We start from the raw sequence: 26,750 nt of genomic DNA on the forward strand, positions 1-26,750 counted from the left end.
GACATTTTGTCCAAGCGATGCCTGCCGTCCGACGTGATACATGCCCCGGACGTGATAAATGCCAAATCTGGCCTTTATGAAATGCAAGCGCAGACGAATGGCGGCAGGGTGCGGCGAAAAGCCGGAAAATGGCGTCGGTTTTGCCCGGCGCCGCTCATGCCAGGACGTTCGGGACCCATGAATTGACGCATCGCGTATGCCGGAAATCACATTCGTTTTCGGGCCGGTGCAGGGGACGTCGCTTCACGCGGCGTTCGAAGGAAGCAGGACAGGAAATGAGCATTATCGACAATCGCGACATGCTGGGCGTGAAGGGCTCCGAACTTTCGGAAGCCGGCGCGCGCGATTATTTCGAATTGCTGAAGCCGCGCGTCATGTCGCTCGTCGTCTTCACGGCCTTTGCGGGCCTCGTGCTGGCGCCGGGTGAAATCAACCCGGTGCTCGGCATCATCGCCATTCTCTGCATCGCCGTCGGCGCCGGCGCATCCGGTGCGCTCAACATGTGGTACGATGCCGATATCGACGCCGTGATGAGCCGCACCGCCCGGCGGCCGATCCCGTCCGGCCGTATCGCGCCGCGCGAGGCGCTGGCCTTCGGGCTGACGCTTTCGGCCTTTTCGGTGGTCATTCTCGGCCTTGCGGTCAACTGGTTCTCGGCCGGCCTGCTCGCCTTCACCATCTTCTTTTACGCCGTCATTTATACGATGTGGCTGAAACGCTCGACGCCGCAGAACATCGTCATCGGCGGTGCGGCCGGCGCTTTCCCGCCCATGCTCGGCTGGGCCTGCGTCACCGGCGGCGTTTCGCTGGACAGCATCATCCTGTTCCTCATCATCTTCCTGTGGACACCGGCGCATTTCTGGGCGCTGGCGCTGTTCAAGATGCGCGATTACGGCGCCGTCGGCATTCCGATGATGCCGAACGTGGTCGGCGAACGCTCGACCAAGAACCAGATGATCGTTTATGCGGTGCTGACCGCGGCGGCGGCCGTCGCACCTTATTTCACCGGCCTTGCGAGCGCCGGCTACGGCATTTTCGCAGCCGTTCTGAGCGCGATCTTCGTCTACTGTTCGCTCGATGTCCGGCGCATGCCTGAGGGCGACGAGAAGATGCTGCCGGCCAAGAAGATGTTCGCCTATTCGGTGCTTTACCTTTTTGCGATTTTCTCCGGCCTTCTGGCCGATCATTTCGCGCCGGCCCTGAAGGCCGTCATGTCAGGAGTCCTGTGATGGAAACGGTGGAACTGAGCGCGGCGCAGAAAAAATCGAGACGTGGGCGAAACATCGCGCTCGGCGTCCTGCTCGCCGGCCTGGTGGTGCTGTTCTACATCATCACCATCATCAAGATCGGCTCGCACTGACGCGCTGATTGAGGGGAGAGGAGGAGGAGATGGCGAATATGGAAGCGCAGACGGCAGGGACCGGCAGGCAGCGGGTGAGCAATCGCTCCATCCTCGTGCTTTGTCTCGTGTTTTTCTGCGCCATGATCGGCATGGCCTATGCCGCCGTGCCGCTTTATACGCTGTTCTGCCGTGTCACCGGCTATAACGGCACCACCCAGCGCGTCGAGCAATATTCCGATGTCATCCTCGACAAGACCATCAACGTCACCTTCGATGCCAATACGTCGAACGGCCTCAACTGGGATTTCCAGCCGGTCGACAAAAAGGTCACGCCGAAGATCGGCGAAACGGTGCAGGTGACGTTCAAGGCGACGAACCGCTCACCCGTGGCGACCACGGGCACGGCGGTCTTCAACGTCACGCCGATGGAAGCCGGCGCCTATTTCAACAAGGTGGAGTGCTTCTGCTTCACCGAAACGACGTTGCAGCCGGGTGAAACGCTGGAGATGCCGGTGGTGTTCTTCGTCGATCCTGACATCGCCACGGCGCGCGAGACCAAGAGCATTCATACTTTAACGCTGTCCTATACGTTTTATCCGGCCAAAACCGAAAAACCGGTTGCGTCCTTGCCGGTAAAGACTTCATCTGGCGAAAGCAAATTGTGAGAGGAGATCTGGCCTTTTATCCGAGGCCGGATCAGGGAAGAGACATTCGGGGATTGTCGCAATGGCAGATACGCATCAGAAGAACCACGACTACCACATTATCGATCCAAGCCCCTGGCCGCTTCTGGCCTCGATCGGCGCCTTCATCCTGACCTTCGGTGGCGTCTGTTACATGCGTTACCTGTCGGGCGGCTCCTTCAAGCTGTTCGGCGCGGAACTGGCCAATCCCTGGCTGTTCTATATCGGCCTCGTCATCGTGCTTTACACCATGTACGCATGGTGGTCCGATACGATCAAGGAAGCCCATGAGGGCAACCACACCCGCGTCGTCTCGCTTCACCTGCGTTACGGCATGATCATGTTCATCGCCTCGGAGGTGATGTTCTTCGTGGCGTGGTTCTGGGCCTATTTCGATGCCAGCCTCTTCCCGCACGAGGCCATTCAGGCGTCGCGCCTCGAATATACCGGCGGGCAATGGCCGCCCAAGGGCATCGAGGTGATCGATCCCTGGCACCTGCCGCTCTACAACACCGTCATCCTGCTTCTGTCGGGCACCTGCGTCACCTGGGCGCACCATGCCCTGCTGCACAATGACCGCAAGGGCCTGATCACCGGTCTGTTGCTCACCGTCGCGCTCGGCGTCCTGTTCTCCACCGTGCAGGTTTACGAATACATGCACGCGCCGTTCGACTTCAAGAATTCGATCTACGGCGCGACCTTCTTCATGGCCACCGGTTTCCACGGTTTCCACGTCTTCGTCGGCACGGTCTTCCTGCTGGTCTGCCTGTTCCGCGCCGTTGGCGGCGGTTTCACGCCCAAGCAGCATTTCGGTTTCGAAGCGGCTGCCTGGTACTGGCACTTCGTTGACGTCGTCTGGCTGTTCCTGTTCTTCGCCATCTATATCTGGGGTGGCTGGGGCGCGCCGCTGCACGGCTGATTGTACCGGCTAGGGACCTGGAGCCAAAGCAAGGCATCCTGTGGAGCGAGCGGCTGCAACTTGTTTCTTCTCCCCGCCGGGGAGAAGTCCGCGGCAGCGGGATGAGGGGACGAAGCCGATAATTGGCGGCGACGGTGCCCTCTCATCCGCCCCTTCGGGCCACCTTCTCCCCCTCGGGGAGAAGAAACACGCGGCAACGCCGGGCAACGAACGGTTGCCCCGGTTTGGAGGCGAGCTTCCTGCAGGCTCGACGTCATCAGCGTGCTTGACCCGAGGACTGTTCAGGAGGGGTCTGGATAATTTCGCGGGAGGTCGTCATGTCTGAACCATCAAACGGCAATTTCGCGCCGGTCGATCCCATCAAGGCCGGGCTCAAAGGCTGCTGCCCGCGCTGCGGCAACGGACGGCTGTTCGACGGCTTTCTGACCATAAAACCCGCCTGCAGCGCCTGCGGACTGGATTACGGTTTTGCCGATGCGGGCGATGGCCCGGCGGTTTTCGTCATGCTGATCGTCGGTTTTCTGGTCGTCGGGCTGGCGCTCTGGTTCGATCAGCGTTTTGCGCCGCCGGTCTGGGTGCATGTCATGCTGTGGTTGCCGTTTACGGTGATTGTCTCCCTCGTGCTGCTGCGCAAGCTGAAAGGGATCATGATTGCGCTGCAATACCGCAACAATGCAAGCGAAGGCAGGCTTGATCGTGAATGACGTTTCCCACATGAAGGCGGCGGAAAGGCGGGTCTGGTTCGCCGCGCCGCTGGTGCTGCTGGCGCTTGCCATTCTTCTCGGGCTCGGCACCTGGCAGGTGAAGCGTCTCTACTGGAAAGAGGCGCTGATTGCCGATATCGAGGAGCGGCGGAGCGCGAGCCCGGTGCCCCTCTCCGATATAGAGGCGATCGCGAAAAGCGGCGGCGATATCGAATACCGCACGGTCAGTCTTTCCGGCACCTTCGATCATGCCCGCGAGCGGCATTTCTTCGCCACCCATCAGGGGCAAACCGGCTATTATATCTATACGCCGCTGACGCTCGCCGATGGCCGCATTCTCTTCGTCAATCGCGGCTTCGTACCCTTCGAGATGAAGGAACCGGCCAAACGGCCCGACGGGCAGGTTGCCGGTGCGGTGACGATCACCGGCCTTTCGCGCGCGCCGCTGGTTGCAAAACCGTCCTCGCTACTGCCAGATAACGATATCGCCAAGAACATCTTCTACTGGAAGGATCTGGCGGCCATGGCCTCCAGTGCCGATATCCCGCCCGATCGGCTGGTCCACCTCTTCGTGGATGCTAACAACGCGCCTAATCCGGGCGGCTGGCCGCAGGGTGGCGTGACGCTGATAGATTTGCCCAACAATCACCTGCAATATGCGATAACGTGGTATGGGTTGGCGGCGGCCCTTGTCATCGTCGCCGGTTTTGCCTATTTCCGGAACGGTAAGGCGCAGGGTGAATAAAGCGCAGCCCGTCCGGTAAGGCAGCTTGTCGGGCAAGGCCATGAAGCACGGCCCAAGGAGCAGGCCAAGGAGCTGGAATGAACATCGCCGTTTCCAAACCCCCTTTGACGATAAGGCTGTGCGGACCGCGCGGCTTTTGCGCGGGCGTGGACCGGGCGATCCAGATCGTCGTGCTGGCGCTGAAGGCCTATGGCGCGCCGGTCTATGTCCGCCACGAAATCGTGCATAACCGTTATGTGGTGGAAGGGCTGGAAGCCAAGGGCGCGGTTTTCGTCGAGGAACTGCATGAAATTCCGGCCGAGCATCGCGAGCAGCCGGTGGTTTTCTCGGCCCACGGCGTGCCGAAATCCGTGCCGGAGGATGCGCAGGCGCGTAATCTCTTTTATCTCGATGCCACTTGCCCGCTGGTCTCCAAGGTCCACAAGCAGGCCATGCGCCACCAGCGCCTTGGCCGCCATGTGGTGCTGATCGGCCATGCCGGCCACCCCGAGGTCATCGGCACCATGGGCCAGCTTCCGGAAGGAACGGTCTCGCTCATCGAGACGGTGGAAGATGCCGGCCGTTATGAACCGGCGGACCGCGAAAATCTCGGCTTCGTCACCCAGACGACACTTTCGGTCGATGACACGGCCGGCGTCATCGCCAGGCTGCAGGAACGTTTCCCGGCCATTCAGGCGCCCGCCGCCGACAGCATCTGTTACGCAACCACCAACCGTCAGGATGCGGTGAAGCAGGCGGCCCCCGGCTGCGACCTCTTCATCGTCGTTGGCGCGCCCAATTCCTCCAATTCCAAGCGGCTTGTGGAAGTGGCCCTGCGGGCCGGTGCACAGCGCTCCGTGCTGGTGCAGCGGGCCTCGGAAATCGACTGGAATGAAATCGGCGATATCCGCACCGTCGGCCTTTCGGCCGGTGCATCCGCACCGGAGGTCATCGTCGATGAGATCATTGAGGCCTTCAAGGCGCGTTTCGATACGACGCTCGATCTCGCCGTGACGGTCGAGGAAACGGAACATTTCCTCGTCAATCGCGAGCTGCGCAGCATCGAGCTGACGACGGACGACATGGCTTTCGTGAACGGCAATGCCAATGACGCGCTGCCGCCGAAAACCGCCGCCGGTATCTGAAGCGGTATGGCGCTGAATGCGGGCGGTTTCCGTCCCACATGCGTCATCTCCACCTAAGATTTCCACTCCATCCTTTATCAAGAGATTTGAAATTGGCAGTTTATACGGACATCACCGAAGATGATCTGAGGAATTTCCTCACGCAATATGACGTCGGCAGCCTCACCTCCTATAAGGGCATTGCCGAAGGCGTCGAAAACTCCAATTTCCTGCTGCATACGACCAAAGACCCGCTGATTCTCACGCTTTATGAAAAGCGCGTGGAGAAATCCGATCTGCCCTTCTTCCTCGGCCTCATGCAGCATCTGGCCGCCAAGGGCCTGTCCTGCCCCCTGCCGCTGCCGCGCAAGGATGGCGAGTTGCTGGGAGAGCTGTCGGGCCGGCCGGCGGCGCTCATCTCCTTCCTCGAGGGCATGTGGCTGAGAAAGCCGGAAGCGAAACATTGCCGCGAAGTCGGCAAGGCGCTGGCCGCCATGCATCTGGCCGGCGAGGGGTTCGAGATCAAGCGGCCGAATGCGCTCTCCGTCGAAGGCTGGAAGGTGCTTTGGGACAAGTCCGAAGACCGCGCCGACGAGGTGGAGAAGGGCCTGAAAGACGAGATTCGCCCCGAGATCGATTATCTCGCCGCCCATTGGCCGAAGGATCTGCCCGCCGGCGTCATCCATGCCGATCTGTTCCAGGACAATGTGTTCTTCCTCGGTGATGAACTGTCCGGCCTGATCGACTTTTATTTCGCCTGCAACGACCTGCTCGCTTATGACGTGTCGATCTGCCTCAATGCCTGGTGCTTCGAAAAGGATGGCGCTTACAACGTCACCAAGGGCAAGGCGCTGCTGGAAGGTTACCAGTCGGTGCGCCCGCTGAGCGCAGCGGAGCTGGAGGCGCTGCCGCTTCTGGCGCGCGGTTCGGCGCTGCGTTTCTTCCTTACCCGCCTTTATGACTGGCTGACGACGCCGGAAGGCGCGCTGGTGGTGAAGAAGGACCCGCTGGAATATCTGCGCAAGCTGCGGTTCCACCGTTCCATCGCCACTGTCGCCGAATATGGGCTGGCGGGCGAATGAAACATGTCGATATTTTCACCGATGGCGCCTGCTCCGGCAATCCCGGTCCCGGCGGCTGGGGCGCCGTGCTGCGTTACGGCGAGGTGGAGAAGGAACTCTCCGGCGGCGAGGCCGAGACCACCAATAACCGCATGGAACTGCTGGCGGCGATCTCGGCGCTCAATGCGCTGAAAAGCCCCTGCGAGGTCGATCTTTATACCGACAGCGCCTATGTGAAGGACGGCATCACCAAGTGGATTTTCGGCTGGAAAAAGAAGGGCTGGAAAACCGCCGATAACAAGCCGGTCAAGAATGTTGAACTATGGCAGGCGCTGGAAGCGGCGCAGCAACGTCATAAGGTTACCCTGCACTGGGTCAAGGGCCATGCCGGCCACCCGGAAAACGAACGCGCCGACGAGTTGGCGCGAAAGGGCATGGAGCCCTTCAAACGGCGGTAATGGAAGCCTGCTCTATTTCGGGCCGGGCAAATCCGAGCCGGCGGCCCCGTTATCGGGGGTTGTGAAAACCGAAACCCGACCTATCTTGTCGTCAAGGGGCGCTCCGGTAGCGCCCAACGGAGGAGAGAAATCCGGATGATCCTGCATTGTGTATTTCTACGCTTCAAGGCTGCAACGGCCTCTTCTGAAAAACACGCAATATTCGAGGCGATTGCCGCCCTGAAGGATGTGATACCCGGCATCATCGATGTGAAATACGGCCAGAATGTCTCACCCGAAGGGCTGAATGGCGGTTTTGTCGACGGTTTCATCGTAACGCTGGAAAGCCCGGAGGCCCGCGACGACTATCTCGCCCATCCCAAGCACATGGAAGTGGGGGAACGTCTCGTGTCGCTCACCGATGGCGGTCTCGCCGGGCTTCTGGTGTTCGATATGAATGTTTGAGTGGAGGGCGGCGGGGCCGCCCTTTATTCTGCAATGCGAATGCCTATAGCAGAATCGTATCACGAAAGGTCGCCGTCACCCCGGACTTGATCCGGGGTCCAGTGCGATCAAGTCTTTGATCGCGAAAGACTCTTCCCACGGCGCAGACGCGCCGTGGCTGGATGCCGGATCAAGTCCGGCATGACGAGAAGTTGGAGCCTTTACATGCAACGAGGGACCAGGCTCGCCCTCAAAGCTGCTCAATCATCGCCGCAGCGGCAGAGACCGTCGCCTGGCCGGGGTTTTCTTCCACGTTGAGCGACTTCACCACACCGTCTTCCACCAGCATCGAATAGCGCTTGGAGCGCACGCCGAGGCCGCCGGCGGAAAGATCGGCATCGAGGCCGAGCGCCTTGGTGAAAGCGGCGTCCCAGTCGGCGAGGAAGTGGATTTTGCCCTGACCGCCGGAGGATTGCGCCCATGCGCCCATCACGTGCCAGTCGTTGACGGCGACGACGGCGATATCGTCAACGCCCTTGGAAAGAATGGTGTCGCGGTTTTCGAGATAACCCGGCAGATGGTTCAGTGAGCAGGTGGGGGTGAAAGCGCCGGGAACGGCGAAGAGAACCACCTTCTTGCCGCCGAAAAGCGCGTCCGTGGTGGTTTCCACCGGGCCGTCGGCCGTCTTTTCCTTGAAAGTTGCGGAAGGCAGTTTTTCGCCGATCTTGATGGTCATGTCCGTGCTCCTGTAGCCGTTCGGTTCGCGCGACTATAGAGCAACCAAATGAAACGTGTCATGCGGTTTTCGCAGGAAATTCCATTGCAGACGCGGCCGATCAAACGTGACCGCCGAACCGATCAGGGCTTTGGAAAATGGAGCATCGTTTCCATGGCCCGGTCGCCGGATTTGACCAGGATAGGCCAGCTATTGCCCTGCACCTGATAGGTTTTCGGCAGGCCCTTGATGTTCATGTAGAAGGAGAGCTTGCGCTTGTCGCGCACCAGGTTCTGCGGCTCGTAATAGGCAAAGCCCGATGGACCGGCAATGAAGATTTCGGTCTCTTTCGGCGCGTTTTCCGGAAGCTGCAATTGCACGCCGAGCATGGTCTTGTCGGGAGTGATGTGGAAATCGATCACCTTGAAATCGTCGGATGCCGCCTCGGGCAGCGTTTCGCGCGCCTCCTCCAGCAATCGCCGTTCCTCGCGGTCGTCATCGCCCGCATTGCCGCGCTCGATTGAAAACTTCGCCTCGAAGGGAATGCAGATGTTCTGGCATACGCCGATGAAGGCGGTGAGATCGATCTTTCCGCCTGCCGCCGGGTCCGTGGCTTTCAGCTGAAACGGAAGGCTGACGGCGTGGTCGTAACCGATATCGGTGATGTCCCCGTTTTCGATCAGCTTCGGAACCGGATAGGCCATGGTGGTGAGCGTTGCGCCGCTTGCAGGATCGGGCGTGATCTGCGGCGGTATGCCCGCTTCGCCCGGTTCGCGCCAATAGGTGATCCAGCCGTCTTTCGGCTCGATCTGCAGCACGCCGCGCACCACGCCGTCGGCATCCATGGCAAGGCTTGCCACGCGCATCTGGCCGCCTTCGCTCCTCGCCCAGTCGGTAATCTCGGCCTGGGCGGCTTCAGCACCGCCAAGTAGGGCAGCAAATGCCGCTGCAAAACGGAAATGTGAAAATCGAAAGAATATTCTGGCGCTCATGCTTTCCGTCTAACCCAACATCGCCCGGCGGACCAGTTACGAATTCGTGCGGTTCATCATTTTCGGTTGATTGATCGGGCGCGATGCCGCATCCTGTCCTTTGTCGAAGTGCGAACGCCGTTTTCCGTTAAACGACGGAATGCGGTCTGCTGGAGGCGCCGGTGAGCTTTTCAACCCTGATGGACAAACGCGAACGTGGCTTTCTCGATGGTCAGTTCCTCATCGCGATGCCGGGGCTGGACGACGGCAATTTTGCCCGTTCGGTGATCTATATCTGTGCCCATTCGGATGCAGGCGCCATGGGCTTCATCATCAACCGGCCGCAACAGATCACCTTTACGGATATTCTGCTGCACCTGAAACTGGTGGATAGCAACGACGCCATCATGCTGCCCAACCGCACCCGCGAATTTCCGATCCAGTGCGGCGGCCCGGTGGAATCCGGCCGGGGTTTCGTGCTGCATTCGGATGACTATTTAAGCGAATCCAGCATTCCGGTCAGCGATGACATTTCGCTGACGGCAACGCTCGATATCGTTCGCGCCATCTCCAACGGCCGCGGTCCGCAAAGGGCCACCATGATGCTCGGTTATGCGGGCTGGGGTCCGGGCCAGCTCGAAAACGAGATCGCCAATAATGGCTGGCTGAATTGCCCCGCTGCGGAAGAGCTGATCTTCGACCGCGGGCTGGACAATAAATACGAGCGGGCGCTGGCGCTCATGGGCGTTGATGCGCGCATGCTTTCCACGGATGCCGGTCACGCCTGAGCCCCTGAATGTTCCGCCCGTTTTGGCTGGAACCAAATCCCGACCCCTGACGTTACTCACCCGGAAAGCCGGACAGACAGTACGGCTCAACGAGGGAGTAGTATTATGGGTAGCACATCTGACAAGATCGCCGGTAAAGCCAATGAAGTTGCTGGCAAAGTGAAGAAGAACGTCGGCGAAGCGACGGGCAATAATGAATTGCGCGCCAAGGGTGCCGCCCAGGAAGCCAAGGGCAAGGTACAGACCAGCGTTGGCAAGGCGAAAGACGCCGTCAAGGGCGCCGTCGACCGCATGTAATGCCGTCTGACGGTGTCGCGCCTCTTTCGATGCGGCGCTTCGGAGCGCATGTGTTGACCGCACATGCGCTCTTGTCGTCTGGGATGTTCCGAAGGCAGTCGCCCGTTACGCCTTTCATATGCGCTCCGGGCTTACCCCCTCTGTCCTGCCGGAGATCTCCCCCTCAAGGGGGCAGATCGAGCTGAGGCGAGGTCTCGCCCATCTCAATGCTTGAGAATGGAGTGGTGGAAGAGCGTCTTGCCGATCTCCCCCCTTGAGGGGGAGATGTCCGGCAGGACAGAGGGGGGTAAGCCCGGAGCGCAGGAGCGTCAATGATTTTCAGCTGTCGTCTACGGTGCATGTTGGCATCGTATGTTACCTCCACCCACCCGATCCATCGCAAGGGTTTCATCGATGAAGCTTTTTTCCTGCGCATCCTGCGGCCAGCCGGTCCATTTCGACAATCGTTTCTGCGTTTCCTGCGGTCATCGTCTGGCCTTCGTGCCGGAGCGGCTTTCAATGGAGGCGCTTTCGCCCGCGGGCGAGCCGAACTGGCAGATCGTCGCGGACCCGCAAAAACAGGTGCGGTTTTGTGCCAATGAAGTGAACGATATCTGCAACTGGTCAGTGCCGGCGCAAAGCGACAGCGCCTTTTGCCCGGCCTGCAGCCACAACCGTCTGGTGCCGGATATCGCAACCGAGCAGGGCATCGCACAATGGCGTCGCATCAGCCAGGCGCAGCGGCATCTGTTCTATTCGATCCTGCGGCTCGGCCTGCCGCATCCCAATCGCGATGCCGATCCGGCCGGTGGGCTGGTCTTCGATTTTCTGGTGGATGAGGTGGCGCCCGATGGTTCCGTCATTCCCGCCATGACCGGTCACGATGAGGGCCTGATCGCCATCCGCGCCGCGGAAGCCGACGATGTCACCCGCGAGCAGGTCCGCGCCAATATGAACGAGCCGTACCGCACCATGCTCGGCCATTTCCGCCACGAGGTGGGGCATTTCATTTGGAACAAGCTGGTGCGGGATGAGAACCGCCTGGAGGCCTGCCGCGCCGTCTTCGGCGACGACAGCGAGGATTATGGCGCCGCTCTGCAACGCAATTACGAAGAGGGGCCACGTCCCGACTGGCAGGAAAGCTTCATCAGTTCTTATGCGTCCGTCCACCCCTGGGAGGATTTCGCCGAATGTTTCGCCCATTATCTGCATATCGTCGATACGCTGGAGACGGCGCGCGCCTTCGGCGTGGCCATCGATCCCGATGGGCACGAAGAAATGGCGGCGGAGGTGACTTTCGATCCCTACAACGCCCGCAGCGCCGAACAACTGGTCAAGGCCTGGATTCCGCTCAGCGTCGCGATCAACTCGATCCAGCGCAGCATGGGGGAGGCGGACCTCTATCCCTTCGTGCTGACACCGCCGGTGGTGGTGAAGATGGAATTCATTCACGACCTCCTGCATGGGAGGGTGGCGGCGGATGCGTCAACACTGGTGCAGGTTGCCGTGGTTCAGTGAATGTTCGACAAGCGAGGCGTAACAGTCGGCAAACGCGCCGTTTCCTCCTCCCGTCATGCCGGACTTGATCCGGCATCCAGCCAGCCCAAGTCCTTGGGCTGAAAGGGCTTTTATCGCCGCGCCGACGCGCGGCGGCTGGATTCCGGCTCAAGGCCGGAATGACGGAGGTAGCCTACCTCGCGTTCCAATACTCCGCTTACGAAGCACGCTTCGTCGGCTGGAACCGTTCCCGCAAAAGCTTCAGCGCCGCATCGCCCGAAACCGGGGTGCCGAACAGGAAGCTTTGGCCGAAATGGCAGTTCATGCGCGCCAGTTCGGCCGCATCCTCGGGCGTTTCAATGCCCTCCGCCACCACCTGCATGTCGAGCGCCCGCGCCATGGCGATGACGGAGCGCAGGAGCACGTTGCGCTTGTCGCTGGTATTGGCCACCAGCGCCTTGTCGAGCTTGATGGTGTCGAAGGGGAAGCGGGTGAGATAGGCGAGCGACGAATAGCCGGTGCCGAAATCGTCCATGGCGAGGCTCAAGCCCGTTTCCTTGAGCTTTGAAAGCACCAGCCGCGCCTGCTCCGGGTTTTCCATGACGACGGACTCCGTCAGTTCCAGCTTCAGCTGCTGCGGATTGCAACGGGTGCGGGTCAGCATGCCGCGCACGTCGTTGTACAATTCATTGTTCAGCAGTTGCGCACTGGAAATATTGACGGAAATGAAGATGGGCATCTTCTCGATGGCGTGCTGCCAGTCCATCAGATCGGTCGCCGCGCGTTCCAGCGCGAACATGCCGAGCGGCTCGATCAGGCCGGAGGCCTCCGCAATCGGAATGAACTCGCTCGGCGGAATATTGCCGCGCTTGGGGTGCTCCCACCGCATCAGCGCTTCGAAACCGGCCAACTCGCCATCGTCGAGCTTGACGATTGGCTGGTAGGCCAGCGACAGCTCCTTGCGCTCGATGGCGCGGCGAAGGTCGCTCTCCATCTGCAGCCGGTCGGTGCCTGACGTGCGGAAGGCGGGGCGGAAGGGCTCGACGCGATTGCCGCCAGCGCGCTTGGCGCGATACATGGCGAGTTCCGCATCGCTCAAGAGTCCGGCCGCACTTTCCTGCTGGTCGATCCACGAAACGAGGCCGATGGAAGCGGTGAGAATGATTTCGCGATTGGCGAAATTGATCGGCACCATGATCGCCTTGTTCACCGCATCGGCGAAATCGGCCACACGCTGCGGATCGCGCTCCGAGGTCAAGATCAGGCCGAACTCATCGCCGCCAAGACGCGCCAGCGTATCCTGCGGTTTCAAAAGACGACGCAGACGGCGGGTCAGCGCAATGAGGATATTGTCACCGGCAGCAATGCCGAGCGTATCGTTGACCAGCTTGTAGCGGTCGATATCGATGGCCATCACGGTCGGGCGCACGCCGTCGCTGTCGGAAGACAGGTTGAGGATCGATTGCAGGCGGTCGAGGAAAACCTGCCGGTTCGGAAGCCCGGTCAGATTGTCGTTCATCGCATCCTGAAGTAGCCGCTCGACGGAGTTCTTCTGCTCGGTAATATCGGTGATGGTGCCGACGCAGCGGATGATTTCGCCGTTGGAGCCGAGAACCGGACGGGCGCGGATTTGCAGCCAGTGGAAATGACCGTCTTCGGCGCGAATGCGGAATTCGTGGTTGAGGCGGCCCTTGCGGTGGTCGAGTAGCACGTCGAGCGTCGCTTTGAACCGGTCGCGATCGTCAGGGTGCAGGCGCGGCAGCCAGTTGCGCGCAGCGCCATGCATGGCGCCGGGTTCCAGCCCCAACCGGTTGGAAATATCGGGCGTGGTGACGATGCGGTCGCGCGTCACATCCCAGTCCCAGACCGTATCGCCGCTGCCCGTCAGCGCCAGCGATTGCCGCTCGAGATCGGAGAAGAGACCCTGCTGATAGGCGCTGCCGGCGAAGGCGTGCTGAATGACGGTGAAGCCGATCAGCAGCACGATCAGCACCAGCCCGCCGCCGAGTGCGGGCTGTACGATGTCATTGTCCAATTGCCCGGTCACTGTCAGCCAGCTGCCGAACAGCCAGACGAGGATAAGCGCCCAGGAAGGCACGAGCAAAATCGCCCGATCGTAACGGTTGAAGCCGAGATAGACGATAAGCGCGATGCCGGCCGTTGCGGTGAGCGCAAAGGACACGCGCGCAATGCCGGAGGCGACCGAGGGATCGTAGATCGCCACGCCGAACAGCAGCGCCAGACCCACCACCCAGGCAAAGGTCGCATAACCGAGATGCGCATGCCATCGGTTGAGATTGAGATAGGTGAACAGGAAGACCACGAAGCTGGAGGCGAGCGCCACTTCCGCGCCCGCCCTCCATATTCGCTGATCGCTTGAGGTGACGGTGATGAGCTTTTCGAGGAAGCCGAAATCGACGCAGATATAGGCTAGAACTGCCCATGCGAGCGCGGCCGAGGCCGGCAGAACGGAGGTTCCCTTGACCACGAAAAGGATGGTCAGAAGCACGGCGAGCAGGCCGGCAATGCCGAGCACGATGCCGCGATAGAGCGTAAACGCGTTGATCGTGTCCTTGTAGGCCTCCGGCTCCCACAGATAAAGCTGCGGCAGCTGCGGCGTGGAAAGCTCGGCGACGAAGGTGATGACGGAGCCGGGATTGAGGGTGATGCGGAACACGTCGGCATCCGGGCTCGGCTGCCGGTCGAGCGCAAAGCCCTCACTCGGCGTGATCGCCATGATGCGCTGCGAGCCGAGATCGGGCCAGAACAGCTTGGAATTGACGAGGCGGAAATGCGGCGCGACGATCACGCGCTCCAGCTGCTCTTCGGAGACGTTGGCGAGTGCGAAAACCGCCCAGTCGCCCTGGTGGTCGGTGGAACTGGCGCGCACCTCGATACGGCGGCGGATACCGTCCGGTCCGGGCGCGGTCGAGACCTGAAAAGCCTCGCCCTGATTGGCATAGATATCGGTGGTGGCGGTGAGATCGAGCGCCGTGTCGTCACGGGAAATCTTCACCGGTTCAAAGGCGTAGGAATAGGAAGAGAAAAGCAGGAAAAGCAGGAAAAACGGCGCAGCCAGCGCGATTGCCGCCAGACGTTTCGCAAGGCAAGGCGCAGTGTGATTGTAGGTCATGTATCGTACTTCGTTCCGCCGGAGCTTTGCTTGTCGGCAAGAAGGGAAAACATCATATGATCCCGCCATTGGCCATTGATTTTCAGATATTCCCGCAGGAGGCCTTCCCGCTGGAACCCGGCATTTTCGAGAAGCCGGATGCTTTTGAAGTTTTCCGGAATACAGGCTGCCTCGATACGGTGCAACTGAAGTCCGTTAAAGATGTATGGTATTACCAATTTTAATGCGGCAGACATATGGCCTTGCGCGGCGTGCCGCTCGCCGATCCAGTATCCGATCATGCAGCTTTGCGCCGCACCCCGGCGGATGTACCCGATGGTGATGCCGCCGACCAGCAGCGTCTCTTTCTCGAATAGCAGGAAGGAAACGGCGGTGCCGGAGGAAAATTCCTGGCCGTTGCGCACCACGCGCATGCGGAAGGCGCCTTCCGTCAGCTCGTCCGGCCGCCAGGTCGGTTCCCAGGGCTGGAGAAACTGCCGGCTTTCGGAGCGCAGCACATGCCATTGCTTGAAATCGCCGTAGCGCGGCAGTCTGAGAAGGTGATTGGCGCTGCGCAGTTCGGGCGTGTCGCTATGTCGGGAAAGAAAACGCAGCATTCACGATCCCTGTGCGGCAGACATCGCCATCCGCGAGCGGGATGGCGAAAAAGATGAGCGGTCTTCGCCTTTAAATCCCGCTCTCATATCGGTTTATCCGTTCGCCTTTATCCTTGCGGGCTGCTGCGCGGAAAGCGCCGCAGTGATGTCGGAAAGAGGCGGCAGATGTTCGAGCGGGCCAATTGCGGACAATGTCGGAACTGTATCGAAAAACAGCCGTCCCGCAAGATCGGTCAGGCGCGCGCGGGTGATGTCGCCAAGCCGCTCCATCATCTCCTCATTGGGGATGGGCCGGCCGTAAAGCATCATCTGGCGGGCCATCTGGCCGGCGCGGGCGGCCGGGCTTTCCTGGCCCATCAGCAGCTGCGCGCGGATCTGCGCCCGGGCGCGGTCGATTTCTTCCTGATGGATGGTCTGCGAGGACTTGCGAAGTTCCTCCAGAATGACGGGCACCAGTTCCGGCAGGTCGTTGCCGCCGGTGGCCGCATGCACGCCGAAGATGCCGGTATCGGAAAAGCCCCAGTGGAATGCATAGACGGAATAGCAGAGGCCGCGATATTCGCGCACTTCCTGGAACAGGCGGGAGGACATGCCGCCGCCCAGTATATTGGCGAGAATCTGCGAACAATAGAAATCGCGGGCGTGATAGGCCTTGCCCTCGAAGCCGAGGAGCACTTGCGCATCCATCAGGTCGCGGGTCTCGCGAATTTCCCCGCCGGTATAGATTGCTTTTTCCATAACCGGTGTGGCAATGGGCAGCTGCGGCAGCGAGGCGAAACGCTCTTCCACCTGCTTCACGAAGCTTTCGTGATCGACAGCACCGGCCGCGACGACGAAGATGCGGTCCGTCGTGTAGTTGCGGGCGAGATAATGCCTGATCTGGCCGGTGGTGAAGGATTGAACGGTTTCCGGCGTGCCGAGGATCGGGCGGCCGATGGTCTGGTCGCGATAGGCGACACCGGAGAAATTGTCGAAGATCACGTCGTCGGGCGTATCGGTCGCCGCGCCGATTTCCTGCAGGATGACGTTTTTCTCCCGCTCCAGCTCGTCTTCGTCGAACAGCGATTCCGTCAGGATGTCGGCAAGGATATCGACGGCGAGGGGGACGTGGTCTTTCAGGACGCGGGCGTAGTAGGAGGTCGTTTCCGTCGATGTCGCGGCGTTGACTTCGCCGCCGACATTTTCGATTTCTTCGGCGATCTGCCGGGCAGTGCGGCGCGCCGTGCCCTTGAAAGCCATATGTTCGAGAAGATGGGCGATGCCGTGTTCGGCAGTCGTCTCGTTGCGGGAACCGGATTTGATCCACACCCCAAGAGCGACGCTTTCGAGATGCGGCATTTTTTCCGTCACAACGGTCAACCCGGACGAAAGCCGGGTCACATTTACTCTCATACTCAACGTCTTTCCGCGTCTCTATTTGCCGGCGCGTGCGTGTTTGCCGATGAAGGTTTCCACGGCTTTGAGCTCCGCATCCAGAATGTCGAAACGCTCCTCCCGGTTCATAATGTCAGCTAACCATACTGGAAGCGCAGGCTCGATTGCGCAAGCGGATTTTACAGCGGCCGGGAATTTAGCCGGGTGAGCGGTCGACAGAACGACCATCGGGCTTGACGCCTTTTCGTGCTTTTCAGCCACGAAAACGCCGGTCGCCGTATGCGGGTCGATCAGGTAGCCGGTTTTCTCAAGCGTGTCGCGGATCGTTGCCGCCACCTGCTTTTCGGTGGCGCGGCCGGCGCGGAAATCGCGTCTGATGAATTTCAGCGCATGCGGCGGAATTTCAAAGGATCCGGATTGCTTGAGGCCGTCCATCGATGCCTTTACCGCAGCGGAATCACGGCCATAGGCTTCAAACAACAGGCGTTCGAAGTTGGACGAGATCTGGATGTCCATGGAGGGCGAGGTGGTCGGCTTGACGCCGCGCATCTCGTAGCGGCCGGTTTTCAGCGTGCGCGCCAGAATGTCGTTGTCATTGGTGGCGATGACGAGCTTGTCGATCGGCAGGCCCATCTTCTTGGCGACGTAACCGGCGAAGATATCGCCGAAATTGCCGGTCGGAACGGTGAAGGAAATCTTCCGGTCGGGGCCGCCGAGCGAAAGCGACGCGGTGAAATAATAGACCACCTGCGCCATGATGCGCGCCCAGTTGATGGAGTTGACGCCGGAAAGCTTCACGCCGTCGCGGAACTTCACGTCGTTGAACATCTCCTTCACCAGCGTCTGGCAATCGTCGAAATTACCGTTGATCGCCAGCGCATGCACGTTGGAAGCGGTCGACGTCGTCATCTGGCGCTGCTGCACCGGAGAGACCTTGCCGTTCGGGAAAAGGATGAAGATATCGGTGCGCTCGCGCCCGGCAAAGGCGTCGATGGCCGCGCCGCCGGTATCGCCCGAGGTTGCGCCGACAATGGTGGCGCGCTCGCCGCGTTCGGAAAGCGTATAGTCCATCAGGCGGGCGAGAAGCTGCATCGCCACGTCCTTGAAGGCGAGCGTGGTGCCGTGGAAAAGCTCGAGAACGAAGGTGTTCGGGCCGGTCTGCGTCAGCGGCACGACGGCAGGATGGCGGAAGGTCGCATAGGCGTCGTCAATCATCGCCTTGAACTTGTCTGCCGGAATCTCGCCGCTGGTGAAACGGTAGAGAACCTCGAAGGCGACATCCTGATAGGACTTGCCGCGCAGGTTGCGGATTTCCTTCTTCGACATGGAAGGCCATTTGCGCGGAACGTAAAGCCCGCCGTCACGGCCAAGGCCCGCCAGAAGCGCGTCGCAAAAACCAAGCGAAGGGGCCGCACCCCTGGTCGATACATATTCCACGAGATAGTCCCTTATCCGTTACCGATGCGATCGGCGTCTTTGTCCGCAGCGTCTCACCGGAATGAGGCGATTGGCGAGCTAATGAAGGGCTTTTCTGAAAATTCAAGCAAAACCGAACATGCCAATCGATTTTTTCCGGCGTCGCTGCTATAGACCATCGCCAACCTGGGTGAAAGGTCAATAAACAGCGTCTCCGGTTCTGTTCCGGGACAATGGAGAGGGAATTAGAAGAGTGTCAGGGAATTTCTTGCGTTTGTCCGCCGCGATGTCGCTTCTCGTCGTTGTTGCAGGATGCAATTCCTCCAACCCGTCGGACTCGCTTGCCGTCAACCCGCCGGCGGCGCAGGCCGCACCAACGGCTGCCGTGGTTCAGGCCAATTGCCCGGCCGTGACGGTTCTCGATGCCAACGCCGTTCATCGCGTCTACGCCGGTGGCGCCAAGGACGATCCGCAGAAACTCGCCTATCAGGTCTCGCTGTCCGATACGACGCGTTCGTGCACGGCCAATGAATCGACGCTCACCGTAAACGTGCTGGCCCAGGGCCGCCTCGTTCCCGGCCCGATGGCCAAGCCCGGCCGCGTGACCGTGCCGATCCGCGTGACGGTGAAGGACGGCGACGGCGAGATATACGGCGAAACCACCGCCTTTGCCGTCGATGTTCCGGCAGGCGGGGCCGGCACGCAGTTCATCTTCAACAACGACCACGTCGCCATCCCCAACGGACCGGGCGGCGCACCGAAGTCGGTCAGCGTCTTCATCGGCTTCGCCGAGCAGGGGGCAAAGGCCAAGACCAAGCGCCGGTGATTTGACGGGCGAAATGTCAAAAAAACCGGAGGCTGCTCGGCAGGCTTCGGTTCTGATTGCGCGCAAAGGTCCGAATTCCGTCACCCCGGACTTGATCCGGGGTCCAGCGCGATCAAGTCATTGATCGCAAAAGACTCTTCTCACGGCGCAGACGCGCCGTGACTGGATGCCGGATCAAGTCCGGCATGACGGAGGAGAGGTCTACGACTTTCCATGCGTTTTAACCGGAGGGTTTTCCCACAGCCGTCGCCTTCTCCGCTGACGGGCGGCTACGGGAGTTTCGATACTCCTCCACAGCCTCAAAAAAAGCTGGCGGCAAAACGGCCCTCGCGGGACGCGCATTTGCCAGCTCTTCATCTGTCATTTCGGGAAAGTCGACAGCATCCCAATCCGCTTCGGTATAGCCTTGGCCGGGTACGAATTCCTTTTGCGTCTGGGATGCCACCACAGCTACCTCCTCAAAAAGCGCCTTCCCACTCCGCCATCGCCGCAATCACGGCCGGCAGGTCCTGCATGCGCGAGATCACCGTTTCGGCGCCCGCATCCGTCAGCCGGTCGGCGTGGCTCGGATAGGTGTGGGATGCGCCGGTGAAGCCGATGACGCGCATGCCGGCGGCTCTTGCGCCATGGATGCCGTGCACGGAATCCTCGACCACGACCACGCGGTCGGGGGAAACGCCGAATTGCGCCGCGCCATGCAGGAAGATGTCGGGCTTCGGCTTCACGCGGTCGGCTCCAAGGTCCTTGGCGGAATAGATATGCGGCGCGAAATAGGGCTTCAGGCCCACCTTCGTCAGCATCATGTCGAGGCGGTGGCTCGATGAGTTCGAGCAGATGCAACGCGGCGTGGTCAGGCGCGACAGGGCGAATTTCACGCCCTCGATGATTTTCACGTCGCGTTCCAGCCGCATGTCGAGCAGCTTTTCCGATTTGTCGAGCAGCGAGGCGGAGAGCGGAATGCTGGCTTCGCTTTCCACCTGCAGAAGAATGTTCTTCCAGGTCATGCCGGCGAAACGCTCGCCCATTTCCTCTACGGAGATCGGATATCCGGCTTCGGTCAAGAGGCGGGATTCCACCTGCGCCGCGATGATTTCGGAATCGACCAGAACGCCGTCACAGTCGAAAATAATGAGGTCGAAGCCGCTCATGGGCGCTCCCTGTATCGGATTTGGCTGGAAGAAAACGATGCCGGGCTTTTAGACCATGTCCGCGCCAAGCTCAACCGGCTCACCCGCAAAGGTCGGTCCCATCAGGCTCATAGCTCGGTCGGCCCGTGTAAGCGACTGTGCCGCCTCGAATATTTGGTTTGGCGTCCCTCTTTCGCGCAAAAACCGCTACACACGGCCGCGCCATATGCGTTATGGGATGTTATGCCCAAGACAGTGAAAAACACGCCCGAAGACACCATTGCCGCGCGCATCAGCCGCACGCTCGCCGACCGCATCGTTCGCGGTGAGCTGTCGCCGGGCGAAAGGTTGCGGCAGGATCACATCGCCGCCGAATTCGGCGCGTCGCATGTGCCGGTGCGCGAGGCATTCCGCCGGCTGGAAGCGCAGGGGCTTGCCGCCAGCATTCCGCGCCGGGGTGTCCGGGTGGCGGATTTCGGCCTTGACGATGTGCGCGAGGTGGCGGAAATGCGCGCCGCCCTTGAGGTTCTGGCGCTGCGCCACGCCATTCCCAACATGACGCCCGCCATTCTCGACCAGGCGGAGGCAGCCACACTCGAGGGCGACAGCGCCGTCGACGTGCAGCATTGGGAGGAGGCCAACCGCCGCTTCCATCGTCTCATCACCGCGCCCTGCAACATGCCGCGCTTGATGGAGGCGATCGACGGGTTGCATGCGGCGAGCGCCCGCTTCCTCTTTTCCGCCTGGCGCGCCGGCTGGGAGCGCCGCACCGATACCGATCACCGCGCGATCATCGATGCGCTGCGCGGCGGCCGCGCCGAAGAGGCGGTGCGTATCCTCGACGGACATGTGCAATGGATCGGCCGCAAGGCCATCCGCACCTCGTCCGGTTCGGTGCGCGACGCCTTCGCCATCGTTGGATAGGGCGGGCCCGTGACCGTCCGCCTCCGGCCCCACCATCTTCTCTGTATGCTCACCTATGTGGGCAAGGGATATACGTCCGGTTTCGTTGAAAATTACGACCGTGTCGCTGCCCGCCTGAATGCCGGCGAGGAAGATATCGAGCTGGTGGATGGTCCGGACGATATTTGCGAGGGCCTGTTGTGTGAAAACCATGCCCACTGTTTTAACGAAGGCGTGGTGCAGCGGGATGAGACGGCCCGCCTTTCGGTGTCAGCGCTTTTGGGCGAGACATTGACCGCCGGCAAGAAGCTGCAGGCGACGCCCGACTTTCTCGCGAAGATGCGTCTGGCTTTCGCCGCAGGCGAGATCAGGCCGGCCTGTCGAGGCTGTCAGTGGATAAGACTGTGCGACCGTATCGCGGCGTCAGGCTTCGCAGGTGTGAAAATCGGCGAAGGTCCGGAGCCTCCGGCCGGGCGGCGGCCGAGGCCTACTCCGGCACATCCGTCTCGGTTCTCTCGGCGGCCTTGACCGTCGCCTTGATCTCCTTCGGCTCGCGGCCGGATTTCTTGTCGTAGCTCACCTTAACCGAATATTCGCCGGGATGCAGGGTTTCCTGATGCTGCGTGCCGTAACGGCCGGAAATCTCCTTCTGCGTGCCCTGAAGATCCCTGGTGGTTTCAACGATATCGATCCGTTCCGCACCGGGCGCCTTGATGGCGAGAACGCCCGCATCGAGATCGAGGGTGATTTCGGTTCGTTTTCCGGCAGTCACGGTGAATGGTTGTTCCACCGTCACCTTGCCCAGACGCGCGCGCATGACGAAATCGCCGGCGGGCATTTCCATGATCTTGCCGGTGCCGTAAATGCCGTTGATGGTCTCACGCGTGCCATCCAGCGTTTCCTTGGCCGACATCGCTTCGAAGCGGATATCGTCCGTCTCCACCGCCCTGCCGCCTTCCGCATAAACGGCCTTGGCGATCACCACGCCGCTTGGAATGACCAGCTCGTGGCTGATCTTCTCGCCTGCCTTGATGGCAAGCTTCTCCTCAGCCCGCGCCGGGCCGATGCTGCCGGTGAGGACGACGTCTCCCGCCGGCACGAAGACGGTGTTCTGGCCATAGACGCTGTCCTTGAAATCGCCCTTGGTGATTTCCGTCTTTGCCTGCGTTTCCACATCGCCGCCGGCGCTGCGTTTCGGCACGACGGTCAATTCCGCAGCGTCGAAATTCACCTTCGGCCTCGCGATGCTTCCGTCCTTCACCTCGAACGACACTTCGCGGGTCACATTGCCCAGCGCCGCCACCCCGACATATTTGCCCGCCGGCAGTTTCGCCTCGAAGGTGGCGTCATAGGAACCGCCGGCATTGTCGTCGGTCCGCCCGCCGGAACGGTCTGCCTTGTAGAAATCCCACCGCACCCTGTCGCTGTTGCCGAGCGAGGGGCCGCCATCGAACAGGACCGCATCGGTGACGACGTTATATTGCGGGGCCGGTTGCTGCGCCTGCGATGGCGCCGGTAGCGCCGTTGCGAAAAGTGCGGCGCAGACGACATTCATGGAAAAAGAAGCCATTTTCATCACGGACCCCATTGCGGATTACCCCCTGCCATAATGGCTCTTCCCGCCGCGCCGATATGCGGGGACAGGAGAACCCGTTGTGCACAACGTTTTTGCCCGACTTCGGGTTCCCCCGCCGGCCGCCGCAAATCGCGCCTGCGTGCCGCGACAGCCATTTATTTCGCATTTTCCGTGACTTGTTCAGGCTTTGATAACCATCTTCGGTAACCATAAGCATCAGTAGAGAGTAAGCGTATGGAGCGAGTACCAATGGCAGCAGTTTTTCCGCTGGCCGATTTTCGGCGTGCCGGTTTTGATCGTGCGGGCGAGAGCGACGCCTGGAAAGACAGCATCATCAAAGGTGATTGTGTCGCTGCCTTGGATGCCCTCCCGAGCCAGTCGGTCGATGCGATTTTCGCCGATCCACCCTATAATCTCCAGCTTGGCGGAACCCTGCACCGTCCCGATCAGTCGCTGGTCGATGCCGTCGATGACGAATGGGACCAGTTCGCCTCCTTCGAGGCCTATGACGCCTTCACCCGCGCCTGGCTGCTCGCCTGCCGCCGTGTGCTGAAACCGAACGGCACCATCTGGGTCATCGGCTCCTACCACAATATCTTCCGCGTCGGCTCCATGCTCCAGAACCTCGATTTCTGGATCCTGAACGACATCGTCTGGCGCAAGACCAACCCCATGCCGAACTTCAAGGGCCGCCGGTTCCAGAACGCGCATGAGACGATGATCTGGGCCAGCCGCGATCCGAAAGCCAAGAACTACACCTTCAACTACGATGCGCTGAAGGCCTCCAATGACGATGTGCAGATGCGCTCCGACTGGCTGTTCCCGATCTGCAGCGGCAACGAGCGACTGAAGGGCGACGACGGCAAGAAGGTGCATCCGACCCAGAAGCCGGAAGCGCTGCTGGCGCGCATCATCATGGCCTCCACCAAGCCGGGCGATATCGTGCTCGACCCATTCTTCGGCTCCGGCACCACGGGCGCCGTTGCAAAACGTCTCGGCCGCCACTTCGTCGGCATCGAGCGCGAACAGGATTATATCGACGCGGCATCCGCCCGCATCGCCGCCGTCGAGCCGCTCGGCAAAGCGGAACTGACCGTGATGACCGGCAAGAAGGCCGAACCGCGCGTTGCCTTCAACACGCTGGTGGAAAGCGGCCTCGTCCGCCCGGGCCAGGTGCTGACGGACGCACGACGCCGTTATAGCGCCATTATTCGTGCCGATGGTACGATTGCATCCGGCGGGACCGCCGGCTCCATTCACCGCCTCGGCGCGAAGGTGCAGGGTCTCGACGCATGCAACGGATGGACGTTCTGGCATTTCGAAGATGGCGACACGCTGAAGCCGATCGACGATCTGAGAGCGATCATCCGCAGTGAACTGGCAAAGGCCGAATAGTCAAAGCCCAAAAGGCTTAGATGCAACGATCCACCGCCCGCCCTTGTCAGCCTATGTCTCCGTCCGGTTTAGTACCTTCAGTCCCGGAGGGAGAACGACCAACGCCCGGCACTTCGGTGTCGGGCGTTGGTATTTTCGAGTATCCTTTTTTAGCAAGACAAGTTTCGCGCAAGAGATCGGCAATACTGTCTCAAATCAGAGCAGTGGTTGTGAAAATCCGGTTCGGAAAAATCACAAAAACATTGCGTCCGATGCCGCTTGCGGCAGGACTGGCGCAGGCCGGAGACCGCCATTTCCGCCTGCGCCAATTTCTTTTCCCGATCTGTTTTGACAAACTTTGCCAAATTCTGCACTCTTCCATCAAAGGAGATGAATATGGCGACCATGAACATATCGCTGCCTGCGCCCATGAAAGAATGGGTCGAGGCCCAATCCAGGACAGGTCGTTACTCCAATGCGAGTGACTACGTGCGAGACCTGATCCGCAAGGATCAGGAACGAGGCGAAAAAATCGCGGCGATGCAGCGTTTTGTGGATGAGGGACTGCGGAGTGGCGTCGGGCATCGCTCGCAGGAGGCCCTGTTCGCCGAGGCTGAAGCCCGCTCCATGAAACGCAAAATCGGCTGACCATGGGCTTTCGCCTGTCTCTGCTCGCGGAAGAGGACGTCATTCGCATAGTCGAAGAAGGCATCGTGTTATTCGGGCTGGCGCAGGCGCAAAAATATCACCGGGAACTCTATGAGATATTTGAGCTGATATCTCTCAACCCACGAATGGCACGAGAGCGGCATGAGTTGTTACCGCCGCTGCGTATCCATCGGTTCAGGGCACATCTGGTTGTTTATGCCGTGGGAGCGGACGATGACGTCCTGATCGTCCGCGTCCGCCACGCACATGAAGACTGGGCCAACGAGTCGTAGCCGGGCGTCCACGTCACCGTTTTGCCCGGCAGCCAGCTTACGCTTCCACCCCATAAGCCCGCAAATCCTGCCGCAGCTTTTCCGCGCCGGTGAAGTGCACGGCCTGCCAGCCTGCTTTCTTCGCGCCTTCGACATTCACGAGCGTATCGTCGATGAAGAGGCTGGCGGCTGGATTGAGGCCGAATTCCCTGGCGTGCAGATCGTAGATCGCCACATCGGGCTTCAACAGCTTCACATCGCCGGAAACGGTGACGCCGCGCGGCAAAGTGAGGAAGGGGAACATTTTCTGCGCCTCGCGAAAGGTGTCGGAGGCGAAGTTGGTCAGCATCGTCACGTCATGGCCGCTATCGATCAGGGCAACCATGATGGCGACGCTGTCGTCATAGGAATGCGAGACCATCTCGTGCCAGAACTTGCGGAAGGAACGGATGTGCTCTTCCCGCTCCGGAAACTGCTCCACCAGCAGCGCTTCGGCATCTTCCCAGCGGCGTCCGCGATCCTGTTCGAGGTTCCAGTCATGGGTGCAGACGTTTTCGAAGAACCATTTGCGCTCATCGGCATCGGGAATGAGGCGGCTATAGGGAATATGCGGATCGTAATGGATCAGCACCTTGCCGATGTCGAATACGATATGCTCAATCTTGGTCATCGAAATTTCCTGCTTTCATCGAATGCGGATGGAATAGCTTGGGCGATGACTTTTTTCATCACCGTTGGCAGCGCCTGCGCGTCAAGATTTGTAACCGGCTCCCACCATCCGTCATCCGGGCCGGTTTTAAGGCCGTCCGGCACCTGCGCGCGGTAGACGGTGAGCCGCAGTTCGAAATGGGTGAAGACATGCACGATGACGCCCGCCGCCTGCCAGCCGGCGGCAAAGGGCGCATGGCTCGCCTCCGTGCCGCCGTCCATGCGGGCGGTCCATGCCGTTGTCGGCACCTCGGTCATGCCGCCGAGAAGCCCGCTTTCGATGCGCCGCCGCAGCAGGATTTCGCCGCTCGCATTCACCGCCACGAAGGCGGCCCCCAGCCGCACCGGCTTTGCCTTCTTCGCCGCCTTGACCGGAAAACGCTCCGGCTCGTCATGGGCAAGCGCAAGACAGTGGCCGTTGAACGGACAGAGCGCGCAGGCCGGCCGTTTCGGCGTACAGATCGTTGCGCCGAGATCCATCATCGCCTGGGCAAAATCGCCGGGCCGGTCGGAAGGGGTAAGCTCGGCCACCTTCGCTTTCATGGCGGGCTTTGAGCCGGGCAGGGGGGCATCTATGGAAAAGAGGCGGGAGATGACGCGCTCCACATTGCCGTCCATCACCGCCGCCTGCCGGTTGAACGCGATGGCCGCTACGGCGGCGGCGGTATAATCGCCGATGCCGGGCAATTGCTTCAGGCCCTCTTCGCTGTCCGGAAAGATGCCGCCATGGTCGCGCGCCACGGCTTCGGCGCATTTTTTGAGGTTGCGGGCACGGGCGTAATAACCGAGCCCTGCCCAGGCCGCCATGACATCCTCGACCGGCGCTGCGGCCAGATCGCTGACGCTTGGCCATGCCGCGAGAAACTTCAGGAAATAGGGTTTCACCGCCTGCACCGTCGTCTGCTGCAACATGACCTCCGACAGCCAGACGTGATAGGGATCGGCGCGTTTTCCCCGTGCCGCCATGGCGGGAGACGTGCGCCATGGCAGTTCGCGATGGTGCCGGTCGTACCATGCGAGAAGTTGTTCCGCCGTCGGACGTGATATGTGTTGCCGCGTATGTGTGTTCATCGCCGCTGAACATAGACACGGCACGGCAATCTGCAACAGCA

General features: G+C 60.7%; 29 protein-coding genes and 1 pseudogene. 19 read left to right on the forward strand and 11 right to left on the reverse strand.

From position 1 onward, the window contains the following. The first annotated feature begins 275 nt into the window (after positions 1-275). The 10 genes from cyoE to FGF54_RS02325 all read left to right on the forward strand — a co-directional run bounded on the left by cyoE (position 276) and on the right by FGF54_RS02325 (position 7,459). On the forward strand, positions 276-1,229 hold the full coding sequence (gene cyoE, locus FGF54_RS02280) for a heme o synthase (RefSeq protein ID WP_003521104.1): 954 nt from the start codon (positions 276-278) through the stop codon (positions 1,227-1,229). After that, positions 1,229-1,360: a hypothetical protein gene (locus FGF54_RS27700; protein WP_003521105.1), complete on the forward strand. Its 132-nt coding sequence runs from the start codon at positions 1,229-1,231 to the stop codon at positions 1,358-1,360. Before cyoE ends, FGF54_RS27700 begins: the two co-directional genes overlap by 1 nt. Before the next feature lie 29 nt (positions 1,361-1,389). Continuing rightward, positions 1,390-2,007: a cytochrome c oxidase assembly protein gene (locus tag FGF54_RS02290; protein ID WP_003521106.1), complete on the forward strand. Its 618-nt coding sequence runs from the start codon at positions 1,390-1,392 to the stop codon at positions 2,005-2,007. Between the two features lie 61 nt (positions 2,008-2,068). Continuing rightward, positions 2,069-2,944 (forward strand): cytochrome c oxidase subunit 3, encoded by an 876-nt coding sequence (locus FGF54_RS02295; RefSeq protein WP_003521107.1) that lies wholly within the window; start codon positions 2,069-2,071, stop codon positions 2,942-2,944. A gap of 317 nt (positions 2,945-3,261) precedes the next feature. Then, positions 3,262-3,648 carry a DUF983 domain-containing protein gene (locus FGF54_RS02300; RefSeq protein ID WP_142778820.1) on the forward strand — a complete coding sequence of 129 codons (387 nt, stop codon included), beginning with the start codon at positions 3,262-3,264 and terminating at the stop codon, positions 3,646-3,648. Positions 3,649-3,658: 10 nt separating this feature from the next. Then, the gene (locus FGF54_RS02305) at positions 3,659-4,393 is read left to right on the forward strand and encodes an SURF1 family protein (RefSeq protein ID WP_142780102.1); all 735 of its coding nucleotides are present in this window, start codon (positions 3,659-3,661) and stop codon (positions 4,391-4,393) included. Positions 4,394-4,470: 77 nt separating this feature from the next. Beyond that, positions 4,471-5,517, forward strand: a complete 1,047-nt coding sequence (ispH, locus tag FGF54_RS02310) for a 4-hydroxy-3-methylbut-2-enyl diphosphate reductase (RefSeq protein ID WP_003521111.1) — start codon at positions 4,471-4,473, stop codon at positions 5,515-5,517. Positions 5,518-5,609: 92 nt separating this feature from the next. Next, positions 5,610-6,578, forward strand: a complete 969-nt coding sequence (locus FGF54_RS02315; RefSeq protein ID WP_142778821.1) for a homoserine kinase — start codon at positions 5,610-5,612, stop codon at positions 6,576-6,578. Then, the gene (gene rnhA, locus FGF54_RS02320; RefSeq protein WP_065115053.1) at positions 6,575-7,015 is read left to right on the forward strand and encodes a ribonuclease HI; all 441 of its coding nucleotides are present in this window, start codon (positions 6,575-6,577) and stop codon (positions 7,013-7,015) included. Before FGF54_RS02315 ends, rnhA begins: the two co-directional genes overlap by 4 nt. Before the next feature lie 135 nt (positions 7,016-7,150). Continuing rightward, entirely contained in the window at positions 7,151-7,459 is a 309-nt protein-coding gene (locus FGF54_RS02325; protein ID WP_003521114.1) for a Dabb family protein, read from the forward strand. Positions 7,460-7,688: 229 nt separating this feature from the next. Here FGF54_RS02325 and FGF54_RS02330 read toward each other — a convergent pair whose 3' ends face one another. Both FGF54_RS02330 and FGF54_RS02335 read right to left on the reverse strand, forming a co-directional pair. Then, positions 7,689-8,174, reverse strand: coding sequence for a peroxiredoxin (locus FGF54_RS02330; protein WP_003521115.1), 486 nt, complete (start codon positions 8,172-8,174; stop codon positions 7,689-7,691). Positions 8,175-8,296: 122 nt separating this feature from the next. Next, a complete protein-coding gene (locus FGF54_RS02335; protein ID WP_142778822.1) occupies positions 8,297-9,145 on the reverse strand; it encodes a protein-disulfide reductase DsbD domain-containing protein in 849 nt (282 codons plus the stop codon). 161 nt (positions 9,146-9,306) lie between these two features. Between FGF54_RS02335 and FGF54_RS02340 the strand changes: the two genes are divergently transcribed. From FGF54_RS02340 to FGF54_RS02355, 3 genes are all read left to right on the forward strand, one after another. Then, positions 9,307-9,912, forward strand: a complete 606-nt coding sequence (locus tag FGF54_RS02340) for a YqgE/AlgH family protein (protein ID WP_003521117.1) — start codon at positions 9,307-9,309, stop codon at positions 9,910-9,912. 105 nt (positions 9,913-10,017) lie between these two features. Further along, positions 10,018-10,209 carry a CsbD family protein gene (locus FGF54_RS02345; RefSeq protein ID WP_003521119.1) on the forward strand — a complete coding sequence of 64 codons (192 nt, stop codon included), beginning with the start codon at positions 10,018-10,020 and terminating at the stop codon, positions 10,207-10,209. Between the two features lie 393 nt (positions 10,210-10,602). Next, positions 10,603-11,706 (forward strand): putative zinc-binding metallopeptidase, encoded by a 1,104-nt coding sequence (locus tag FGF54_RS02355; protein ID WP_142778823.1) that lies wholly within the window; start codon positions 10,603-10,605, stop codon positions 11,704-11,706. A gap of 196 nt (positions 11,707-11,902) precedes the next feature. On the opposite strand, the gene FGF54_RS02360 is transcribed toward FGF54_RS02355, so the two are convergent. The 4 genes from FGF54_RS02360 to thrC all read right to left on the reverse strand — a co-directional run bounded on the left by FGF54_RS02360 (position 11,903) and on the right by thrC (position 18,225). Further along, the gene (locus tag FGF54_RS02360) at positions 11,903-14,818 is read right to left on the reverse strand and encodes an EAL domain-containing protein (RefSeq protein WP_035262976.1); all 2,916 of its coding nucleotides are present in this window, start codon (positions 14,816-14,818) and stop codon (positions 11,903-11,905) included. Continuing rightward, a complete protein-coding gene (locus FGF54_RS02365; RefSeq protein ID WP_003509108.1) occupies positions 14,815-15,414 on the reverse strand; it encodes a GNAT family N-acetyltransferase in 600 nt (199 codons plus the stop codon). Before FGF54_RS02365 ends, FGF54_RS02360 begins: the two co-directional genes overlap by 4 nt. A 93-nt stretch (positions 15,415-15,507) precedes the next feature. Continuing rightward, on the reverse strand, positions 15,508-16,806 hold the full coding sequence (locus FGF54_RS02370) for a pitrilysin family protein (RefSeq protein ID WP_065654303.1): 1,299 nt from the start codon (positions 16,804-16,806) through the stop codon (positions 15,508-15,510). A 21-nt stretch (positions 16,807-16,827) separates the two neighbouring features. After that, positions 16,828-18,225 (reverse strand): threonine synthase, encoded by a 1,398-nt coding sequence (gene thrC / locus FGF54_RS02375; protein WP_142778824.1) that lies wholly within the window; start codon positions 18,223-18,225, stop codon positions 16,828-16,830. A gap of 265 nt (positions 18,226-18,490) precedes the next feature. On the opposite strand from thrC, the gene FGF54_RS02380 reads away from it, so the two are divergent. Then, positions 18,491-19,030, forward strand: coding sequence for a hypothetical protein (locus FGF54_RS02380; RefSeq protein WP_035236805.1), 540 nt, complete (start codon positions 18,491-18,493; stop codon positions 19,028-19,030). A gap of 253 nt (positions 19,031-19,283) precedes the next feature. Here the strand turns inward: FGF54_RS02380 and FGF54_RS27470 are convergent. Together FGF54_RS27470 and FGF54_RS02390 are read right to left on the reverse strand one after the other, a co-directional pair. Next, positions 19,284-19,475, reverse strand: a pseudogene (locus tag FGF54_RS27470) (hypothetical protein); the annotation flags it as partial. 13 nt (positions 19,476-19,488) lie between these two features. Beyond that, positions 19,489-20,178: an HAD family hydrolase gene (locus FGF54_RS02390; protein ID WP_003520496.1), complete on the reverse strand. Its 690-nt coding sequence runs from the start codon at positions 20,176-20,178 to the stop codon at positions 19,489-19,491. Between the two features lie 222 nt (positions 20,179-20,400). Here FGF54_RS02390 and FGF54_RS02395 point away from each other — a divergent pair, with 222 nt between their 5' ends. Both FGF54_RS02395 and FGF54_RS02400 read left to right on the forward strand, forming a co-directional pair. Then, positions 20,401-21,081, forward strand: coding sequence for a GntR family transcriptional regulator (locus FGF54_RS02395; RefSeq protein WP_065654301.1), 681 nt, complete (start codon positions 20,401-20,403; stop codon positions 21,079-21,081). A 45-nt stretch (positions 21,082-21,126) separates the two neighbouring features. After that, on the forward strand, positions 21,127-21,588 hold the full coding sequence (locus FGF54_RS02400; RefSeq protein ID WP_142780104.1) for a DUF1284 domain-containing protein: 462 nt from the start codon (positions 21,127-21,129) through the stop codon (positions 21,586-21,588). On the opposite strand, the gene FGF54_RS02405 is transcribed toward FGF54_RS02400, so the two are convergent. Next, on the reverse strand, positions 21,548-22,648 hold the full coding sequence (locus tag FGF54_RS02405; RefSeq protein WP_142778825.1) for a hypothetical protein: 1,101 nt from the start codon (positions 22,646-22,648) through the stop codon (positions 21,548-21,550). The genes FGF54_RS02400 and FGF54_RS02405 overlap by 41 nt on opposite strands. 237 nt (positions 22,649-22,885) lie before the next feature. Here FGF54_RS02405 and FGF54_RS02415 point away from each other — a divergent pair, with 237 nt between their 5' ends. The 3 genes from FGF54_RS02415 (at position 22,886) to FGF54_RS02430 (ending at position 24,951) form a co-directional block, all read left to right on the forward strand. After that, the gene (locus tag FGF54_RS02415) at positions 22,886-24,031 is read left to right on the forward strand and encodes a site-specific DNA-methyltransferase (RefSeq protein ID WP_003520492.1); all 1,146 of its coding nucleotides are present in this window, start codon (positions 22,886-22,888) and stop codon (positions 24,029-24,031) included. Between the two features lie 375 nt (positions 24,032-24,406). After that, positions 24,407-24,658, forward strand: a complete 252-nt coding sequence (locus tag FGF54_RS02425) for a type II toxin-antitoxin system ParD family antitoxin (RefSeq protein WP_142778826.1) — start codon at positions 24,407-24,409, stop codon at positions 24,656-24,658. Between the two features lie 2 nt (positions 24,659-24,660). Further along, complete coding sequence (locus tag FGF54_RS02430) at positions 24,661-24,951, forward strand: type II toxin-antitoxin system RelE/ParE family toxin (protein WP_168207976.1); 291 nt, start codon at positions 24,661-24,663, stop codon at positions 24,949-24,951. A 37-nt stretch (positions 24,952-24,988) separates the two neighbouring features. Here FGF54_RS02430 and FGF54_RS02435 read toward each other — a convergent pair whose 3' ends face one another. Together FGF54_RS02435 and mutY are read right to left on the reverse strand one after the other, a co-directional pair. Next, entirely contained in the window at positions 24,989-25,600 is a 612-nt protein-coding gene (locus FGF54_RS02435; RefSeq protein ID WP_035262998.1) for an HAD family phosphatase, read from the reverse strand. After that, on the reverse strand, positions 25,597-26,709 hold the full coding sequence (mutY, locus tag FGF54_RS02440; protein WP_142778828.1) for an A/G-specific adenine glycosylase: 1,113 nt from the start codon (positions 26,707-26,709) through the stop codon (positions 25,597-25,599). Before mutY ends, FGF54_RS02435 begins: the two co-directional genes overlap by 4 nt. Positions 26,710-26,750: the final 41 nt, after the last annotated feature.

The sequence above is a fragment of the Agrobacterium sp. T29 genome, from assembly GCF_006970545.1.
Lineage (GTDB): Bacteria > Pseudomonadota > Alphaproteobacteria > Rhizobiales > Rhizobiaceae > Agrobacterium > Agrobacterium leguminum.

Excerpts from the sequence above, each read along its gene's own strand:
- cyoE (WP_003521104.1), top strand. The coding sequence starts at position 276 with ATGAGCATTATCGACAATCGCGACATGCTGGGCGTGAAGGGCTCCGAA.
- FGF54_RS27700 (WP_003521105.1), top strand. The coding sequence starts at position 1,229 with ATGGAAACGGTGGAACTGAGCGCGGCGCAGAAAAAATCGAGACGTGGG.
- FGF54_RS02290 (WP_003521106.1), top strand. The coding sequence starts at position 1,390 with ATGGCGAATATGGAAGCGCAGACGGCAGGGACCGGCAGGCAGCGGGTG.
- FGF54_RS02295 (WP_003521107.1), top strand. The coding sequence starts at position 2,069 with ATGGCAGATACGCATCAGAAGAACCACGACTACCACATTATCGATCCA.
- FGF54_RS02300 (WP_142778820.1), top strand. The coding sequence starts at position 3,262 with ATGTCTGAACCATCAAACGGCAATTTCGCGCCGGTCGATCCCATCAAG.
- FGF54_RS02305 (WP_142780102.1), top strand. The coding sequence starts at position 3,659 with ATGAAGGCGGCGGAAAGGCGGGTCTGGTTCGCCGCGCCGCTGGTGCTG.
- ispH (WP_003521111.1), top strand. The coding sequence starts at position 4,471 with ATGAACATCGCCGTTTCCAAACCCCCTTTGACGATAAGGCTGTGCGGA.
- rnhA (WP_065115053.1), top strand. The coding sequence starts at position 6,575 with ATGAAACATGTCGATATTTTCACCGATGGCGCCTGCTCCGGCAATCCC.
- FGF54_RS02325 (WP_003521114.1), top strand. The coding sequence starts at position 7,151 with ATGATCCTGCATTGTGTATTTCTACGCTTCAAGGCTGCAACGGCCTCT.
- FGF54_RS02330 (WP_003521115.1), bottom strand. The coding sequence starts at position 8,174 with ATGACCATCAAGATCGGCGAAAAACTGCCTTCCGCAACTTTCAAGGAA.
- FGF54_RS02335 (WP_142778822.1), bottom strand. The coding sequence starts at position 9,145 with ATGAGCGCCAGAATATTCTTTCGATTTTCACATTTCCGTTTTGCAGCG.
- FGF54_RS02345 (WP_003521119.1), top strand. The coding sequence starts at position 10,018 with ATGGGTAGCACATCTGACAAGATCGCCGGTAAAGCCAATGAAGTTGCT.
- FGF54_RS02355 (WP_142778823.1), top strand. The coding sequence starts at position 10,603 with ATGAAGCTTTTTTCCTGCGCATCCTGCGGCCAGCCGGTCCATTTCGAC.
- FGF54_RS02360 (WP_035262976.1), bottom strand. The coding sequence starts at position 14,818 with ATGACCTACAATCACACTGCGCCTTGCCTTGCGAAACGTCTGGCGGCA.
- FGF54_RS02365 (WP_003509108.1), bottom strand. The coding sequence starts at position 15,414 with ATGCTGCGTTTTCTTTCCCGACATAGCGACACGCCCGAACTGCGCAGC.
- FGF54_RS02370 (WP_065654303.1), bottom strand. The coding sequence starts at position 16,806 with ATGAGAGTAAATGTGACCCGGCTTTCGTCCGGGTTGACCGTTGTGACG.
- FGF54_RS02380 (WP_035236805.1), top strand. The coding sequence starts at position 18,491 with ATGTCGCTTCTCGTCGTTGTTGCAGGATGCAATTCCTCCAACCCGTCG.
- FGF54_RS02390 (WP_003520496.1), bottom strand. The coding sequence starts at position 20,178 with ATGAGCGGCTTCGACCTCATTATTTTCGACTGTGACGGCGTTCTGGTC.
- FGF54_RS02395 (WP_065654301.1), top strand. The coding sequence starts at position 20,401 with ATGCCCAAGACAGTGAAAAACACGCCCGAAGACACCATTGCCGCGCGC.
- FGF54_RS02400 (WP_142780104.1), top strand. The coding sequence starts at position 21,127 with ATGCTCACCTATGTGGGCAAGGGATATACGTCCGGTTTCGTTGAAAAT.
- FGF54_RS02405 (WP_142778825.1), bottom strand. The coding sequence starts at position 22,648 with ATGGGGTCCGTGATGAAAATGGCTTCTTTTTCCATGAATGTCGTCTGC.
- FGF54_RS02415 (WP_003520492.1), top strand. The coding sequence starts at position 22,886 with ATGGCAGCAGTTTTTCCGCTGGCCGATTTTCGGCGTGCCGGTTTTGAT.
- FGF54_RS02425 (WP_142778826.1), top strand. The coding sequence starts at position 24,407 with ATGGCGACCATGAACATATCGCTGCCTGCGCCCATGAAAGAATGGGTC.
- FGF54_RS02430 (WP_168207976.1), top strand. The coding sequence starts at position 24,661 with ATGGGCTTTCGCCTGTCTCTGCTCGCGGAAGAGGACGTCATTCGCATA.
- FGF54_RS02435 (WP_035262998.1), bottom strand. The coding sequence starts at position 25,600 with ATGACCAAGATTGAGCATATCGTATTCGACATCGGCAAGGTGCTGATC.
- mutY (WP_142778828.1), bottom strand. The coding sequence starts at position 26,709 with ATGAACACACATACGCGGCAACACATATCACGTCCGACGGCGGAACAA.